This is a genomic window from Vibrio sp. T11.5 (assembly GCF_027587155.1).
GTDB classification, from domain to species: domain Bacteria; phylum Pseudomonadota; class Gammaproteobacteria; order Enterobacterales; family Vibrionaceae; genus Vibrio; species Vibrio neptunius.
The window spans coordinates 231,114-248,123 of sequence record NZ_JAPPTP010000001.1 but is presented as its reverse complement, the minus strand read 5'-3'; the positions used below and the strand labels follow the sequence as shown (position 1 = coordinate 248,123).

17 protein-coding genes are annotated in these 17,010 nt (G+C 46.4%); 9 read left to right on the top strand and 8 right to left on the bottom strand.

Features of this window, described 5'->3' with window-relative positions; all coding sequences use genetic code 11:
* Nucleotides 1-105: 105 nt before the first annotated feature.
* Together OH455_RS01125 and rplY are read right to left on the bottom strand one after the other, a co-directional pair.
* Nucleotides 106-243: a hypothetical protein gene (locus OH455_RS01125; protein WP_269980023.1), complete on the bottom strand. Its 138-nt coding sequence runs from the start codon at nt 241-243 to the stop codon at nt 106-108.
* A 324-nt stretch (nt 244-567) separates the two neighbouring features.
* Nucleotides 568-846 (bottom strand): 50S ribosomal protein L25, encoded by a 279-nt coding sequence (gene rplY, locus OH455_RS01120; RefSeq protein WP_006962536.1) that lies wholly within the window; start codon nt 844-846, stop codon nt 568-570.
* A gap of 339 nt (nt 847-1,185) precedes the next feature.
* Between rplY and OH455_RS01115 the strand changes: the two genes are divergently transcribed.
* The 8 genes from OH455_RS01115 to OH455_RS01080 all read left to right on the top strand — a co-directional run bounded on the left by OH455_RS01115 (nt 1,186) and on the right by OH455_RS01080 (nt 10,005).
* Entirely contained in the window at nt 1,186-1,914 is a 729-nt protein-coding gene (locus OH455_RS01115; protein ID WP_206368644.1) for a glycosyltransferase family 2 protein, read from the top strand.
* Nucleotides 1,915-1,932: 18 nt separating this feature from the next.
* A complete protein-coding gene (locus tag OH455_RS01110; protein WP_269980022.1) occupies nt 1,933-3,207 on the top strand; it encodes an LssY C-terminal domain-containing protein in 1,275 nt (424 codons plus the stop codon).
* 109 nt (nt 3,208-3,316) lie between these two features.
* Entirely contained in the window at nt 3,317-3,976 is a 660-nt protein-coding gene (locus tag OH455_RS01105) for a winged helix-turn-helix domain-containing protein (protein WP_269980021.1), read from the top strand.
* Complete coding sequence (locus tag OH455_RS01100) at nt 3,969-4,418, top strand: hypothetical protein (protein WP_269980020.1); 450 nt, start codon at nt 3,969-3,971, stop codon at nt 4,416-4,418. Before OH455_RS01105 ends, OH455_RS01100 begins: the two co-directional genes overlap by 8 nt.
* 191 nt (nt 4,419-4,609) lie before the next feature.
* Entirely contained in the window at nt 4,610-5,812 is a 1,203-nt protein-coding gene (locus OH455_RS01095) for an efflux RND transporter periplasmic adaptor subunit (protein ID WP_269980019.1), read from the top strand.
* A complete protein-coding gene (locus tag OH455_RS01090) occupies nt 5,799-8,867 on the top strand; it encodes an efflux RND transporter permease subunit (RefSeq protein WP_269980018.1) in 3,069 nt (1,022 codons plus the stop codon). The genes OH455_RS01095 and OH455_RS01090 overlap by 14 nt, the downstream gene beginning before the upstream one ends.
* Nucleotides 8,868-8,870: 3 nt before the next feature.
* Nucleotides 8,871-9,560: a winged helix-turn-helix domain-containing protein gene (locus tag OH455_RS01085; RefSeq protein WP_269980017.1), complete on the top strand. Its 690-nt coding sequence runs from the start codon at nt 8,871-8,873 to the stop codon at nt 9,558-9,560.
* Entirely contained in the window at nt 9,553-10,005 is a 453-nt protein-coding gene (locus OH455_RS01080; protein WP_269980016.1) for a hypothetical protein, read from the top strand. Before OH455_RS01085 ends, OH455_RS01080 begins: the two co-directional genes overlap by 8 nt.
* 49 nt (nt 10,006-10,054) lie before the next feature.
* On the opposite strand, the gene OH455_RS01075 is transcribed toward OH455_RS01080, so the two are convergent.
* The 6 genes from OH455_RS01075 to OH455_RS01050 all read right to left on the bottom strand — a co-directional run bounded on the left by OH455_RS01075 (nt 10,055) and on the right by OH455_RS01050 (nt 16,179).
* A complete protein-coding gene (locus tag OH455_RS01075; protein ID WP_269980015.1) occupies nt 10,055-10,858 on the bottom strand; it encodes an N-acetylmuramoyl-L-alanine amidase-like domain-containing protein in 804 nt (267 codons plus the stop codon).
* Between the two features lie 102 nt (nt 10,859-10,960).
* Nucleotides 10,961-11,704 (bottom strand): DUF481 domain-containing protein, encoded by a 744-nt coding sequence (locus OH455_RS01070; protein WP_269980014.1) that lies wholly within the window; start codon nt 11,702-11,704, stop codon nt 10,961-10,963.
* A gap of 245 nt (nt 11,705-11,949) precedes the next feature.
* Nucleotides 11,950-13,293 carry an ATP-binding protein gene (locus OH455_RS01065; RefSeq protein ID WP_269980013.1) on the bottom strand — a complete coding sequence of 448 codons (1,344 nt, stop codon included), beginning with the start codon at nt 13,291-13,293 and terminating at the stop codon, nt 11,950-11,952.
* A complete protein-coding gene (locus tag OH455_RS01060) occupies nt 13,283-13,942 on the bottom strand; it encodes a response regulator transcription factor (RefSeq protein ID WP_045973874.1) in 660 nt (219 codons plus the stop codon). The genes OH455_RS01065 and OH455_RS01060 overlap by 11 nt, the downstream gene beginning before the upstream one ends.
* 12 nt (nt 13,943-13,954) lie before the next feature.
* Nucleotides 13,955-14,308, bottom strand: coding sequence for a PepSY domain-containing protein (locus OH455_RS01055; RefSeq protein ID WP_420895993.1), 354 nt, complete (start codon nt 14,306-14,308; stop codon nt 13,955-13,957).
* A gap of 131 nt (nt 14,309-14,439) precedes the next feature.
* The gene (locus tag OH455_RS01050; RefSeq protein ID WP_269980012.1) at nt 14,440-16,179 is read right to left on the bottom strand and encodes a DEAD/DEAH box helicase; all 1,740 of its coding nucleotides are present in this window, start codon (nt 16,177-16,179) and stop codon (nt 14,440-14,442) included.
* Between the two features lie 73 nt (nt 16,180-16,252).
* On the opposite strand from OH455_RS01050, the gene rsuA reads away from it, so the two are divergent.
* Complete coding sequence (rsuA, locus tag OH455_RS01045; RefSeq protein WP_269980011.1) at nt 16,253-16,954, top strand: 16S rRNA pseudouridine(516) synthase RsuA; 702 nt, start codon at nt 16,253-16,255, stop codon at nt 16,952-16,954.
* Nucleotides 16,955-17,010 lie beyond the last annotated feature (56 nt).

Sequence of the window (17,010 nt, the reverse complement as noted above, 5' to 3'; positions counted from 1 at the left end):
TAATTCAATTTTGGCTCGTTATAATCCATACTTTAACGTGCTTTTGTTTAAAAATGAGTTAGTCCCTCAGGTCAATTTAAAGCTAAGCAGCTGCTACTAAATGCTCTATTCGTAGCTGCCATCTTCGTTTATTTCATCCAAACCAACCTCTTCCTTAACCAGATCCGCCCACTCATCTGCATGTGCAGTATAAGCATCTAATCCTTCAAGCAGTTCTTGCTCGGAAAAAGTCTTGTTATCCATTCCTGTAGGCTCACTAGTAAGCGATTTAATCGGAAGTGCAACACTGATGTAGGATTTACTCGCAAACCGTTTAGATGTTCTTGGAGGCACCCTCATACATGACCTAATAGGCCTATAAATGATGTGGCTATTGTCGCGTGAGTTAAAGTGGCGAAGTTTCAGTAAGTTGAAGAGAGTTGAGAGCGTTTTTGAGGGCTTAGAAACGGTGAAACCCCGATGTTGGTAGCATCGGGGTTTCGAATTTTTAGATTTCTCGGTTGGTAAGTCCGATTATCTTATATGCAAAAGGCTGGATTAAATCCGATTTAATTCCTTGGTAGGGAATTAGATGCGGATGAAGTCCATGTGCTCAACTTTTGGCTTGTAAGCGTGACGCTGAACGTCTTGTGGCTTAACTTTAACTTCTGCGCCGTCGATCACTAGAACGATACCTTCGTAGAACTCAGGCTTGTCCATTTGGTTAACAACGTCGTCGTGGTTAAGAACGATAGATACTGGCGCAGCCTCACCACCGTAAACGATAGCAGGGAATTGACCAGCGTGACGTAGGCGGCGGCTCGCACCTTTACCTAGTTCAGTACGTACTACTGCTTCAAATTTCATAGTATTTACTCTCAAATATGAAAAAAATAACGTCACATTCTGCGATGCGACCTCGCGTGAATGTGGTAAACGCTTTCGAGTAATTGGTAGTAACTCTTCAAGCGAGCGCGGATACTATCACTGTCTTGCTTTTCCCGCAATAGAAAACCCATCTAACTGGTCATCTTTTGAGTAAATACTTTCAGTGGCTTAGCCTTGGTTGCAAAAGGAGCCACTGGCTCACATTACAGTATCCAAAGTAGGCCTTCAATCTGAACCGAATCTGAACATTCTCCTCACTAATGATTAAGTCTCACCGGCGTATTGTACATATCGTGAATGATTGATGAGGAGTTCATTATGGGACCAGTAAGTATTGTTGTTATTACCTTGAATGAAGAAAAGCGCATTGGCCGTTTGATGGAAGATTTGAGCAAGCAGACACATCGCGATTTTGAAGTGATTCTTGTCGACTCAGACAGCGAAGATGCGACAAGAGAAGTGGCCAGCGCGTATGAGGCTTCTCTACCTGCACTGACGGTGCATAAGATGGAAACGCGTGGTGTGAGCCTAGGGCGTAATACGGGCGCCGCCATGGCTAAGCATGAGCGTTTGTTGTTTCTCGATGCCGATGTGCGACTAGCGCCAAACTTCTTAGCCAACGCCGTCAGCCAGTTAGAAGAAAAGCAGCTTGAGGTTGCGGGTGTGTATATGGGTGCCAAAGATCTGCCCGTGGTGCACAAGCTAGGTTATGGTTTGTTTAACTTAGGTCTGTTTACAACGCAGTTTGTTTTTCCCACCGCGGTAGGGGCGTGTATTTTCTCGACCAAACGCGTACATGAACAACTGAATGGCTTTGATCAGCAAATCGTATTGTGTGAAGACTGCGACTATGTGAAACGCGCCAGCAAGACGTGGCGATTCCGCTTGTTGAACCTGACGTTTGGTTTTGACCCTCGTCGCTTAGATCAAGAGGGTATGTTCAAAATGGGCATGACATATTTTAAAGCCAATGTTCGCCGTTTCTTCTTTGGGGAAATGCGCAATAACGAGATGGAATACAAGTTCGGCCACTACAAAGAGCAATAAAGCTCAGGGATCTTGGTGATGTTTGAAGGAGCTAGCCTGTTTGTTGGGGCCTTACTGGATGCGCTGATAGGCCCCAATCTATTTGTACCGGGAGAGCCTTTTCTGATCGCAGCGGGTTATCAGTTGCATCAGGGGGTTATCACTGGCGTTTTCGCGGTACTGCTTGGTGGCTTGCTTGGCGATCAGGCCAGCTATTTCATAGGACGAAAAGTAGGGTTACCTGCTCAGAAGAAACTGGTTAAGTGGCAGCCTAAGACTAGGCGTCCGATAGCCCGATGTCGCCATCTGATGGCAAAGCGAGGTAACACAGTATTGGTGTTTGCTCGTCTACTTGGGCCTATTGCATGGGTGGTCCCTTTTATGGCCGGAACCCACAAGGTAACATGGAGACGCTTCAGCATCTTCTCTTCGATAGGTCTAGTGTTGGGCGTTGGCCAATTTGTGATGTGGGGCTACCTGCTTGCTTATGGTATCGATTCATTGCCAATCGTTGCTGAAGTCAAAGCCGTCATTGTTGAGCACCAAACCAGCCTGATGGCTGTGGCTGCTAGTGTTATTTTTCTGTTTATCGGTAAACGTTTAAAGTGGCGTTTAATGTTGCCTAAATTCTCGCTGTTTCTGCTGGGCTCGATGCTGTATGCCAACTACACGCATTTTTTCCATATGTCTGATGATTTTGCTGTGCAGACAGGGCCAGCTGCCAAAATTGCTCCTACAGCGCTTAACTTCAAAGCCTATCCGGGGAAATCTTCGGTGTTTGATGCCCAGGCAGTTAATGTGCTCTATTTTGGGGAATCTCCTCGTCAACTGATGTCACAACTTGGCTGGATAGAAAATCACACATTTTCACGTCATGAGATTGACCCTTCCGTATATTTGGATTTGATGAATAACCAGACTCCACCAGTGTCTGATTTGTTTTGGAACCAAATCCCTCAAGATATGGCGTTTCAGCTGCCCGGAGATTGGGTTCAGCGAAGCCACATTCGTTGGTGGAAGGGAGGGGTAGACCCACAAAGTAATCAGACGTTTTGGCTAGGAGCAATAAGCTATGACGATGGATTAACGCTTACTGCTTATTCGGGCATTGTTACCGTGCTGCATAGCGTAGATCCGAATGTGGATGAAGAGCGAGATAAACTTGCTCAACAAGTGAAGTTGATACGGCCGCAGCGAACCATCGCTCTTGAACCGCTTTCTGTGCCAACTGCGTTAGATGATCAACATGACTATTTTACGGATGGCCAAGTATTGGTTATTAAAGAAGCAATGGTGGCTCACGCTGGAAAATAGCCAACAAAAAGCTTTGCGAAAACTCACTGTTCTTGGGTTGAGCTTTTCTTTTTTTCAAGTTTTGAGATATGGTTAGAGAATAGAACGTTCCCCCATTCAGTCGATTACGATGCTGATAATTAATAATAATCATATTCTCAATTTGCTTGCCGGTTCAGTGGAAAACACTGAGTCCGGCCAAAAAAACATGCTAGGCGGTAACGAAGTCGCGTTGCTTCAATACATGATCGAGCACCCTCATAAACCTCTATCTAAAACCGAACTTTTGCAACAGGTCTGGCATAAAAAAGGCGTCATTGTTGAAGAAAGCAGTTTGTTGCACTGCGTGTCAAGCTGCCGCAAAGCACTCCAAGATAAAAACGGTGAAATCATCAGCACGATTCGTGGTGTGGGTTATCAATTTAACGGTGATGTCAGGGAATACGCACCTGAGGTTGTTGCTAATGAGGCGGCACCCTTAGTTTCGCCAGACAATGTGGTGGCCTCAGATCTTGCGTCAACGGTATTGAAGAAGCGTAATGCACGTTATTTGGTTTCGTTTAGTTTGAGTGCATTGGTAGGATACCTGCTTGTGTTTACTATACGCTCGCCTTGGGTTGAAGCTGACTATACTGAAACGCGTTATTTGGGGTGTACGGTTAAAACGGATAAGCCGATTACACTGGCTAATGTCCGAGCTTTCCAAACGGGTAATCAGGTGATCTTGGTTGATCAGGATGGCACGTCGGTCAGTTACCTGCCAGAGGAAGTGGAGGTGGTGTGTGAGTAAGACCATGGCGTTCACCAGTGTCATAGCGGGCTTAGCAATTGGTGGTATGGCGGCTTACGTCAACTCTCCGACCATGCACCAAAACTTCGAAAGTCACACGAAAATTGTCGTCCCCAAAATCGAAGGCAGTGAGCTAGTTAATATGCGCGCTTCAATGAACTTGAAGCGCTCTGGTCAGTATGAACTGTATTTTTTAACCGGCAATCTGGTTGGATTTAATACCGCAGGCAACTACCACTTTGATTCTTATGGGTTATCACTCATGCCGACCTCCGCTGAGCAAGTTGTCCCAGATGGTAAAAAGTTAAACCTGATGGAAACGATGTTTAGTCAACGGGGAATGCACTCAATGGAAGATTTGAAAGTCATTCGTATCGGTAAAGCACAAACGATCTTGGTTGCACCAAGGTACTCCTACCTGTTTATTTTTGCAGAGCCCTAGTGTTCAAAAACAGTGCAAAAGCCAGCATTTAGATGCTGGCTTTTTTTTGTGTATTTCTTCTTTTAAAACATGGCTTTGATGTTTTTTAATAATGGTTAATGATTAAAGATTACTCACCTGACAAAGCCCTAACTTAGTAAGGAAAATCTTAGGTATAACAAGCGGCAAGTTTCATCAATTAGAGACAAGTCATGAAAAATGCTAAGGCTTTACCGTTGTCTGTTTTATGCACTGCGAGCTCGGTTTACGCCGTTAACGTGATTGCAGAAGACCAAGTTCCTGCTATTCCGGTCACCATCGAAGTGGTTACCGAGCAATCAAGCGCCGTTTCACTGAATGAAGTGGGCAAAATTAAAGCAACCGATTCTGCTGCGTTGACGTTCAGTGCAGGTGAAAAACTTAAATCACTAAAATTCAGCGATGGTGATGTGGTTAAGGAAGGGGAGCTCATTGCTCAACTTGATGATGATCAGGCTAAGGCTGAACTCGATAAAGCAGAAAGCTCGCTGGCCTTAGCCGAGTCTAAGCTAGACCGTGTGTTGGCATTGCTAAAGAAACAACCTGACTCCATGTCTGCTCAGGATGTCGAAGAACTGAAGCAACAAGCAAATCTGGCGCGTGCAGACTTCCGTCAAAAGAAAACGGATATGCAGAACTATCAGTTGGTTGCCCCATTTGATGGTCAGCTGACCAATTTTACCCACTCTGTTGGTAGTCGAGTGGAAGCAGCAACGGCTTTGGTTAGCCTGATCAAGCTTGATCCGGTGGAAGTGCATTACTCAATCAGTCAGTCAGAAGTCGGTAAAGCGAAGCTGGGTCAGCCTGTGTCTTTAACGGTCGATGCATACCAAGACCAGACGTTCACTGGCAAGGTAAACTATATCGCCCCACTTGTTGATGAAAGCTCAGGTCGCGTAGAAATTCACGCGCATTTTGATAACCCTGAAAATGCGTTAGTGCCAGGAATGTTCGCCAAGGTTTCTCAAACGATAGGTGAGGCAGAACCACACCTCGTCGTTTCTCAGACATCTGTAGGCGCTGACGGAGACCAGCGTTTCGTTTGGGTCGTTGAAGACAACAAAGCGATCAAGCGTCCAGTCGAGCTTGGTGAAAATACCAATAGTGGCTACGTGACGATTGAATCTGGTCTCAAACTAGGCGAAACCGTTGTTGTAACAGGCCGACAAAACCTCAATCACGAGGCGCCTGTATCGGTTCAAAACACTAAATCACCAGTGACTTTGCCGTCACGCACTTTACCTGCTCAGCCAGTCAAAGAAGCGGAGGCTGAGAAACCTGCCGCTGAACTTTCGACCGAAGTAGAAAAAGTACAAAAAAAGGTCGCTGAGCCGGCAAACGAAAAGCCTGCGGAGGTGACGAATGAAGCTGCCTGAGATATGCATTAAGCATCCAGTACTCGCGTCAGTATTGAGCATTGCGATTGTTTTATTAGGCCTAGTTTCGTATCAAAAACTTGCGATTCAATATTTTCCGGAACGTCAGACGGCAACGGCAACGGTCAGTGCATCAATTACCGGGGCGAGCGCAGAGTTTATGTCACAAAACGTCGCGCAGGAGCTGATCACGGCGGTTACTGGTCTGGATAAGATCAAGACGATGACAACCGACTGTCAGGAAGGCAGCTGTTCTCTCAAGATCCAATTTGAGGATGGGGTCAGTGAGGTGGAGTACGCAAGCCTGATGAACAACCTGCGCAGCAAGGTGGATGGTATTTCTGACTTCCCCCCAGCGATGACAGACAAACCCACAGTGACGGATGACTCTTCTGACACGGCAATGCCAAGCAACATTATCACATTCGTTAACCGTGGTGAGATGGAGAAGCAGGAGCTGTTTGACTTTATCAGTCAGCAGATTGCTCCTCAGTTCAAAAATGTACTGGGTGTTGGTGGTGTGTGGGGACCTTACGGTGGCTCCAACCGAGCGATTCGTGTTTGGTTGCAACCTGAACGCATGGCCGCTCTGAATGTCAGTGCTTCTGACGTTGTGGGTACATTGAGCACTTACAATGCCACCTTTACTGCAGGGACGATCAAGGGTGAAGTGCGTGACTTCTCAATCAACCCTGTTAATCAGGTTACGTCTATTGAAGATGTGCGTGACCTCGTTATTCGTGTCGATAATGGCAACATTGTTCGTGTTAACGATGTGGCCGACGTTCAAATGGGTGAGGAGAGCCTTGAGCCAAGCATGCTTCATGTCGATGGTGATATGGCGATGTCTCTGCAGGTGTTACCACTTAAATCTGAAAACCCAGTGACGGTTGCGAACCGCGTAAAAGCGGCCATGGCAACGATGGAAGTACCGGACAATGTTGAGATGAAGATGGTCTACAATCAGGCTGACTTTATCGAAGAAGCGATTGACCAAGGTTTTATGACTTTGCTTGAAGCGATTGTGCTCGTATCGGCGATTGTTGTTGTGTTTTTGGGCTCGCTGCGTGTCGCTGTGATCCCTCTGATCACTATTCCTGTTTGTGTCATAGGCGTGTTTGGTGTGATGGCAATGCTAGGTTTTAGCATTAACGTGTTAACGATTTTGGCTATTATTCTAGCGATTGGTCTGGTCGTTGATGACGCTATTGTCGTGGTTGAAAACTGTTACCGACACATTGAGGAAGGTCTTTCACCATTTGCAGCCGCCCTTCAGAGCTGTAAAGAAATTGTTTTTCCCGTCATAGCGATGACCTTAACGTTGGCCGTGGTGTACTTGCCGATTGGTTTGATGTCAGGTCTGACGGCGGATCTGTTTCGACAGTTTGCGTTTACGCTAGCGGCATCAGTGATCATCTCAGGATTCGTAGCATTAACTCTATCTCCGATGATGAGTGCCTATATGTTGAAATCGGTGACAACGTCACCAAAATGGTTCCAGTGGGTAGAAACCAAACTTAACGCCATGACCGACAAGTATATGGTGTACCTGAATGCATGGTTTAAGCGTCCACGTCAGGTTTTAGCGGGGACTGCAATCCTGACTGTTTTGTCTGTTGTTGCTGTATGGTTTATGCCGAAAGTTCTTCTGCCTACTGAAGATACTGGTTTCATTGAAGTGACTTCTCATGGCCCTGCGGGGGCAGGTCGTCTCTACGACTTGGACAACGCAGACCAAATCAACGCAGTGTTTGCAGGCAATAACCAAATTGAAGCGAATCTGGCTTATATTGAAAGTGCTCCAACTAACCATGTGCTGCTGAAACCTTGGCAAGAGCGGAGTAAGAGCGCAGATGACATCATCAATGAGATGATTGCGAAAGCGAAACAAACCGTTTCGGCCTATACGACATCGTTCTCTGTTCGTTCTGCGGATAACCTTGATGTGGCAAATAATTTGATTCTTCAGTTGACGACGGTGAACCGTGATCTAAAGGAGCTATCTGATACCGCTGCAAAAGTGGCGGAGCTACTTGAGGATTACCCAGGACTGTCGAACGTAGATAACTCGACGCACCGCGACCAGTTACGATTTGATATGTCGATTGACCGCAATGCGATTGTGTTGTCTGGCGTAGACTATGGCAACGTCACCAATGCCATCTCTACTTTTTTAGGCTCTGTGAAAGCGGCCGATCTGCAAGCCGATGATGGATTTACTTACCCAATTCAGGTTCAGGTAAACCGCCAAGCGTTAGGTGATTTTAAGGTTTTAGATAAGCTGTATGTGAGCTCTGAATCTGGTCAAAGGTTACCACTGTCTCAGTTCGTATCGATTAAGCCTGTGACGGCAGAATCAAACATCAAAACCTACGCAGGTAAAGACGCTGCAGAGATCACCGCAGACTTGGCTCCGGGTTACAGCGCCGATGATGTTCAAGCGTTTCTTGATGAGAAGGTTCCTGAACTGCTGAAATCGGGTCAAAGCTATGAGTACGATGGTGTGATCAAAGAACTTAACGAGTCATCAGCGGGTATGCAGATGCTGTTTGGTCTGGCGCTTATCTTTATCTTCCTGATCCTTGCTGCTCAGTTTGAGAGTTTTGTAGACCCATTGGTGATTCTCATCACCGTTCCTCTGTGTCTGGTGGGGGCGATACTGACGTTAAGTGTCTTTGGTCAAAGCCTGAACCTGTACTCTAAGATTGGTTTGCTGACTCTGGTTGGTTTGGTGACCAAGCACGGCATCCTGATGGTCGAATTTGCCAACCTTAAGCGTAAGGAAGGTGTGGAAGTGATGGAAGCGGCATTGATGAGTGCGCGCTCTCGTCTACGTCCTATCCTGATGACGTCTCTGACAATGATCATCGGTTCGCTACCTCTTGCTCTGGCAGAAGGTCCGGGTTCATTGGGGCGAGTGAATATTGGTCTGGTTTTAGTCGGTGGTTTGACGATTGGTACTTTCTTCTCACTGTTCTTCGTACCAATGGCTTATGTTGCGGTAGCAAAGCTTCGCGAAAAAAGCGTATTGCGTAAGCAGCTCGTTGAGGGGTAAAGCATGTTATTGATTAATGAAAACCATATTCTTGATGTTGAGCAAGGCTACATTCACAGTCAGGGTAGTCATGTTCGTCATCCGATTGGTGTCAATGAGATTGCGCTACTGAACTACATGATCGAGCGAGAGGGTGAGACGCTGACTAAACACGAATTGATGCATGAAGTGTGGCTAAAGCGAGGCATCGTAGTCGAGAGCAGCAGTTTGTTACACTGCATCTCCAATTGTCGTCGAGCACTGGAAGATCGTGCTGGTGACATCATCCGTACGGTACGTGGTATCGGTTATGAATTTGTCGGAAGGGTGGAGACGTACCAGCCCGAAATTGACCTTGAGCAAGTGGAAGAGGTCTTCGCTGAAAGGATGGAAACCTCCACCGCTCAACCACACAAAGGCGCGTTAAACAGTCTTATGGCGAAGTATCATCACCAACTGATAGCCGTTGGATTGTTTGTTTTCGGCGCTGTCGCGAGTTACGCACTGATTGAAAATGTGAGCTCGCCTTTGGCTTATGCCTCGTTTGAGCAGCAAGCGTTTGCCTCTTGCTGGTTTGCCCCGGAAAACAACGCAGCGAAAGTGCATTACCCAAATTCGACGTTATACGACTTTGGCGAGTTGACGTTGCTCGTGGACGGCAAAGGTCGATCTCTGAGTTTTAAATCTGACAGTGGAGTGCTCAGTTGTGAATAAATTATTGACCATTACTCCGCTTATCGCGGGCATTGCCTGTGGGGCGGCGGTTTCGTATAGCGATGACAACCAAGTGAACCGCCATATGATCAGCCATACGGTAGTACATGTGTCGTCTACCAATCCGGATGATGATTTTGCCGTTACGCTACCAATGAGAATTGAACTAACCCTGAAAGAGAACAGCAGCTACGACGTTTACGCGGTATTACCGCAAAGTCGAGTTGGTTATACGGGTTCAGGGATTTACGAGCTTGACAGTGACGGGGTGTTCTTTGCTATGCAAGAACGTCACCCGCTAGATATAGCGCCACTGCGCAAGGGTATTATAGAGCAACTGTTTGTCAGGCCGGGCTCATTCGATGGCCACATGAAAGTAGCTAAGTTGGGCGAGAACAATGCGGCACTTGTCGGGCATAAAGTTATTTTACACATGACGTATTAAATGAGCGTTAATTAGCAGGCGAAAACGGCAACTCGACGGTTGCCGTTTTTTAACTTGAAGAGTTGTGCGTCGCGAAGCGATAGACAATGATGCCCGGTTTGTTTTTGAGGTATTCCAGCATTGGCGTATCGACTACTTTGCCTTCAAGGGAAGAGGCATGGCGGAAGATAGGTCGATTGCCATTCTCGACAAAGATCCCCGTGTGGGACACATCAAGCCCGCGCTTATGGCTATAAATGCCAATCAGATCACCATTTTTAAGCTCTTTGATTAATGCATGATCGATAAATTCACGTGGAATGAAACTGATGTTTTTGTCTTTGATTGGTACTGAAGGTATCCAGCGTTCACCGTCTGGGGTTCTTTGGTTGATCTGCTTCACTGTTGTGACCGCTCTAGCATCAAGGGTGAGCGTCACATCTTGGACATTAAATGGACTATTATCCAACCAATCAGAAAAGAAGTGACGGCGCATGAGAAAGTCTACTTTGCCGTATAAATAGCGTGCGAGCTTAAGGTTCTTATCGAATTGGCCGAAGGAATCGGAAAAGGCGAGAGAAGCAACGTAATCGAGCAGAGTAAAGCAGTCGACGTGATTGAAGTCTTTGATCAGGACCTCTTGCTCAGAATTAATAGAGGTTAACGTATTATCTTTGTAGTCAACACCAATAAAGATATCAGAGGTATGCACAATGCGATCGGCGATACTGAGTTGGTTGTCGTGCTGAATGGTTGTCAGGATCTCCTGTGCATCTACCCGTTTGTTCTGCTCCAAGCGCAGGTAACTGGTGATAAGGCTGCCGCTAACAATAATGGTGGCAGTCAATGACAACACTACGAGGGCTTTTTTCATACAATCATCCTTGTGTAGCCTCTTGCTGTTTTGGTGAGTTTTGACGTCGTTTCCTAACTCAAATCTATCTGATTGCATAGCTTATTAATAAATAAAATAACCTTAAAAATCGTAATTAAGGCTCATGGTTGAGTAGATTTCATCATTGGATTGATCCTCAGCAACGGTGGTGTTGTAGAGGTATTCCATATCAAAGACTAAGGATAGACTGCCCATTAGGGTGTTTTTTACGTACGCTTTAGTGCTGTAATGAGTATTCTCCTCACCATGCGCTAGATCCACAACGGCACCGATGGAAAACGTTTCTGAAAAGGTGAGCGAACCATCCAAGGTTGAGGTGGCGATCACTTCGTAGTTACGCAGAGAGGGAAATTCGCTATCCGTTGGTTGACGTTGAGAGATTCGGTAACCCGGACCCAGTGAGACTGACAGTTTAGTTCTATCGGTATTGCGCATATAGAAACCGAGACCACTCATGAGTACCCACTGCTTGCGATAGGTGCCGTACAGATCGTTCTCAAAACGAGTAGCTGCTCTTAAGAAGCTGGTTTGAGTATAGTCATAGGTTGAACCCACATTAATGGTGTAGCGGTTGGCTCCGTCGTCCGCGTTATCGGCCTCCGTATAGTAGCTTTCAAATCCGCCTTTGTGTTCCCACTGCTCCTCGCTGTAGCTTAAAGTCAATGCCGTGTTGTAAGACAGCGATGAGCTGGTGTTTTCGGTATAGATAAAGCCCAGTTTTGTCTGAGCTGAAAAAGGGTCTTGAGGAAGAGACGGTTCTGGTTCTGCGTAGACTGTACTTACAGTGAGGGAAACAGCAAGTGCAATCATTGATGTTGTTTTCATTTGAATAAATCGGACGTTGTGCAATGTTTGCTCATTATGTTTGCATGCCCGACAATGTTAACTGAATCATCATGAATCATGATTGGTTTAGCTTTCATGTTGTCAAATTCGGTCAAAGGAAGCGCTGGTTCTCTCGACGATATAGTTACTAAGCCAAGACGATGGAATGAGGCTGTTGGGCGGCAATAGTCAGCAGTAAAGCAGGCAAAAATGCCTGCTTTTGGGGCGTGTTGTGGGGAGGTGGGTTAGTGGGAGGTTTTCATCGATAAGATAGCCTTTAAACCACCCATAGAGCTGCGGTCTAAGGTTAGCTTGCCACGATAACTGTGGGCCATTTCACTGACAATATTCAAACCTAACCCGGTGCCCGGAGTGGTCTCATCTAGGCGTACGCCGCGTTTAAGTACTTGCTTGAGTTTCTCTTCGGGGATACCTTGCCCGTCATCTTCAATGATGATATCGATGGCTTCGGCGTCTTGGCTATTTTGAGTCGCGTGAACGCGAATGATGCTGTCAGACCATTTATAAGCGTTTTCTAGAATATTGCCGACCATTTCGTCAAGATCAGTCTGTTCGACCGCGGTAACCAATTCAGAATCGAGTTCATTGATCAGTGTGATATCACGCTCAGCGTAGACTTTATCAAAAGCCATTGAGATCGCATCGACACGTTCAGATGGATAGGATTTCACAGAAAGAATGTTTTTGGAGCCAGCCATTCGGGCGCGGCCTAAGTGGTAATCTATCTGGCTTTGTATCTGATCGAGCGAAGGTTGCAGTTGTTGCTTGGTGTGTTGGTCTTGGTTGGCGACTTCATTCTTCAGCACTGAAAGCGGGGTTTTCAACGCATGAGAAAGGTTCCCCGCATGGTGGCGAGCCCGCTCTAATAATTCCTGATAGTGGAAAACAAGAGCATTCAAATCGGACACGACGGGCGCAACTTCACGTGGATAGTCTTCTTCGAGTTGGGTTTTGTTGCCTGAGCGGAGCTGAGAGAGCTCTCTGTGCATCTTGGTTAATGGGCTCAGAGACCACTGTACCTGAATGACAATCAGTGTCAGGATCCCAAGGTAAAGCAGAGCGAGTATGACCCAAAGCTGACCCATCAAGTTACGTACCGTGTCCTCTATGGGTTGTTCGTCAATGCCGATGGTGACTTCGATAGGACCATCGTAATCAGGGTAATACAGTGTTGATTCGATATAGATGAGCTTTTCTTCTCGGGCGCCCAGCACATTGTGATCACCTTTTTCGGTCAGAACCTTGTCCCACAGAGAGCGAGAGCGCAATAAATCTTTATCTGTTTTGGCGGACCAGTAGAGGCCACTATAAGGGCGATTGAATCTTGGATCAGAGAGGGGCGTCCCTATAGTGATATTGCCTTTCTCATTCGCTTCGATTGTCGCGGCAATTTCGTCCATGTAGGTGGCCAGCTGAGCCTTGGCTTCATCTTCCATGTAGACATACACTTGAGAAGGTACCATCACGCCAGCGGCGATGATCATCGCGGTCAGCCAGACAACCGCCGCTAGAACGAGGCGGCTCCTAAGGCTAAGCTTTTTAAGTAAATGCGCTTTTTTATTCGGCATTGAGCTGGTATCCCAGTCCTCGGACGGTTTTGAATACCTTCGGCGCGATCTTTTTGCGTATCCGGCCGATAAATACTTCTATGGTATTGGAATCGCGATCGAAATCTTGCTTGTAGATGTGTTCTACTAACTCGGTCCGCGAGATCACCTTTTCTGGGTTATGCATAAAGTACGCAACCACTTTATATTCGAGTGCTGTCAGGTCAATCGCCTGGCCTTGCCACATGACTTTAGACGAGCGAGTGTCTAGGCTCAGGTTGCCTACTTGCATGACAGGAGATGCGTTACCGGACGCGCGGCGAAGCTGAGCACGAATTCGAGCAATCAGTTCAACCATTTCAAACGGTTTAGTCTGATAGTCGTCTGCACCTGCATTGAGGCCTTCAACGCGCTGAGTGAGCGTATCTCGCGCACTTAGAATAATGACGGGGGTATTGATGTTCTCATCTCGAATACCTTTGAGCACGGTCAGACCGTCAAGTTTTGGCAGGCCAAGGTCGAGCACGATGGCGTCCCATTCCTCGGAGGTCGCACGATAAAGTGCGTCAATGCCATCTATAGACAGCTCGGGCACCCAACCATTCTGTTCAAGTGCTTGTATAATTTGTTCCCCAAGACGAGGTTCATCTTCCACTACAAGTATTTTCATGACGTTCTTCTACTATTTTTTCAAGGCTTGCTTGAAGTTGCGACCTTTGATGAGCATCATTTCCAGCGATTTCGCGTTGTACTCAACTTTGATGATGTTGTTGTTAAAGTTTAACTTTAGTTCGTAAATCCAGATATCATCGTCTTCTTCAAGCTCGACTTTGATAATGCGTCCATGAAGGTCTTGTTCCACCGCCGCGTATAGTTCGGAAAAGGGGCGAATATAGCCTTTACGAACCGCGTCGTAGACTTCGTCCTGATCTTCTTCAAACTCAATTTCTGTCCCTGCTTTATGGACATCCTGCACTAGGGCATGACCATCTTTATCATCATGTCTATCTGCGTAGGTAGGGTAAGCCAGCACCATAGCGAAAGTGACAACAAGGGAGCAAATTAACTGCTTATGAAACATAGCGTTACCTTCTCAGAAATTCTATGACTCAGTATAATGGATGTTTTCTGAATACAAAGTGAATATTAAGACTTAGCTGATAGGGCTTAATTGGTCAGCTCATCTTCGAAGATTTTGTCACGCATTTTCCAGAATCGCCCAGCTTTACGTGCGATCACGAACTGCGGCGGCCTGAAACGATGTTGATTATTGACCACTTTGGTGGGAGAGGCATCGTCAAATGGACGGTGTTTATCAGCAAGATGCGGGCGAACGAACATATCCTTGAATGTCTGTTTCTGTTTCTTGGTCGTTAAAGACCAGAACTCATGCACTTGAGCTTGGTTTTCTCCCACATAGGAAACCTTAAGGCTGCTTTTGCCTTTATCATCCTTATGAACACTCAAGTCCATCGACAAGCACTCGAATACTAGGGCGTCTTTTAAATTTAATGCCTCTTTAAGCTTCTTGTCTGGGTCGACTAAGGTTGCGTCGCATTCGTGACAAATTCGTGCTGCGATATCATTGTCCGCACCGCACTCGCCGCAATATTTTGCGCGAAAACGATAATTGCAGTGCTCGCGTTCACCCGTTTCTTCGTCTTCGAAAAAGCCCTGACATTTTCGCCCGTAGTGCTCAATCAGAAAGCCATTACTATCGAGTTTTCCCCAAAAGTTGTTGTTGAAACCACAAGCCGGGCAGGGGATGGTGATGATTTCGCTGTCCGAGTCTGGTTTTGCATCTCCCACTTCCGGCTGATAGAGATCGTAGCTATTGCCGGCGTAGTCCAAAACTAAGCACTCTTCTTTGCCCGGCGAAAGACGCAGCCCTCGTCCAACAATCTGCTGATATAAGCTGATCGATTCTGTTGGCCTCAGAATGGCGATTAGGTCAACATGAGGCGCATCAAATCCCGTGGTCAACACAGATACATTCACCAAGTACTTAATTTTACGATCTTTAAAATCTTGGATGATGGTGTCGCGTTCAGGTGTCGGGGTGTCGCCAATCACAAGAGCTGTTTGGCCCTCGGGAAGCAAACCATAGATTTCTTGAGCATGTCGAACCGTTGCTGCAAAAACCATAATGCCTTGTTTGTCTTTAGAGAGATGAATGATTTGCTCGACAATTTGAGGTGTCGCACGCTTGGCTTTGTCGATCACCATGTCCAGTTCCGCTTCTTTGTAGCGGCCTGTGGTTGCGGGTTTGAGCTGTGAGAAGTCGTAGCTCAGTACAGGGGCGTCCATCATGCGAGCAGGGGTGAGAAATTTTTCATCAAGCAAATAGCGAATAGGCAGCTCGAAAATGCAGTCTCGAAAGAACCTTGGCTCCTCTGTTCTGACTAGGCCGCGCGTATGATATTGATAGATCCAACCCATGCCAAGTCGATAAGGCGTAGCAGTTAAACCGAGCACCTTGATGCCTGGGTTTAGCTCACGAAGGTGAGAAATGACCTTCTGATAACTCGTATTCTTGTTATCCGGAACGCGATGGCATTCGTCAATGACCAGCAGTGAGAATTGGTTCTTGAAGTCATCGAGATTTCTCACGACGGATTGTACGGACGCAAACACCACTTGTTGGTCGGTCTCTTTGCGGCCTAAACCAGCAGAATAGATTGACCCTTTGAGGTCGTACCCTTCGTATTTCGCGTGGTTTTGTTCCACCAGCTCTTTAACATGTGCCATGACTAATACCCGACCTTTAGCCAGTCTGGCGAGTTCAGCAATCACCAGGCTTTTTCCTGCTCCTGTTGGTAACACGAGAACGGCTGGGCTGGAGTGTTTACGGAAATAGTGGATCACGGCTTTCACCGAGTCGGCTTGATAAGGTCTGAGTGTGTACATAAATCTTGTGAAATAGCTCAACTATTTAGTCTAGTGGCTTTATAATACCCCACCTGATTGAGATGAGGTATTCATGCGTTTAGATAAATACTTGTGTGATGCACTGGGTGCGACACGTAAAGAAGCAACAAAAATCATTAAAAGTGGTGACGTCACCGTTAACGATACTGTACAGAAAAGTGGTGCAGTGAAAGTGACAGACGACTGTATTGTCGAGTGGCAAGGGCGTGAGATCCAAAAGCCGGGACCTCGCTATATCATGTTGTTTAAACCCGATGGTTTTGTCTGTTCGCATGAAGATGGATTTAATCAAACGGCCTTTATGTTGCTCGATGAGGTGAAGATGGAAGACCTTCATTTCGCAGGGCGTTTAGATGTCGATACAACGGGTTTAGTGTTGATCACCGACGATGGTCAGTGGTCGCACCGTATTACGTCGCCAAAACATAAATGTGAGAAAACCTACCGTGTTTGGTTGGCTGACCCGATTGGGGCCGATTACATAACACGATTTGAGCAGGGTATTGAACTTCGAAATGAAAAGGCGGCGACGTTGCCAGCGAAGTTAGACATTGTTGATGAAGAAGAAAAAGAAGTTCTGCTGACCATAACGGAAGGTAAGTACCATCAGGTAAAGCGTATGTTTGCCGCATTGGGTAATAAAGTAGAGCATCTCCACCGCGAGTGTATTGGGAGTATCGTTCTCGATGACGAGTTGGAGCCCGGTGAGTATCGTTATCTGACCCAACAAGAAATTGATTCAGTTTGGAACTAATTATCTAAATTGGAAATAGTTTAGTTCCAATTAGGAACTAGTCTTTTAGTTAGTTA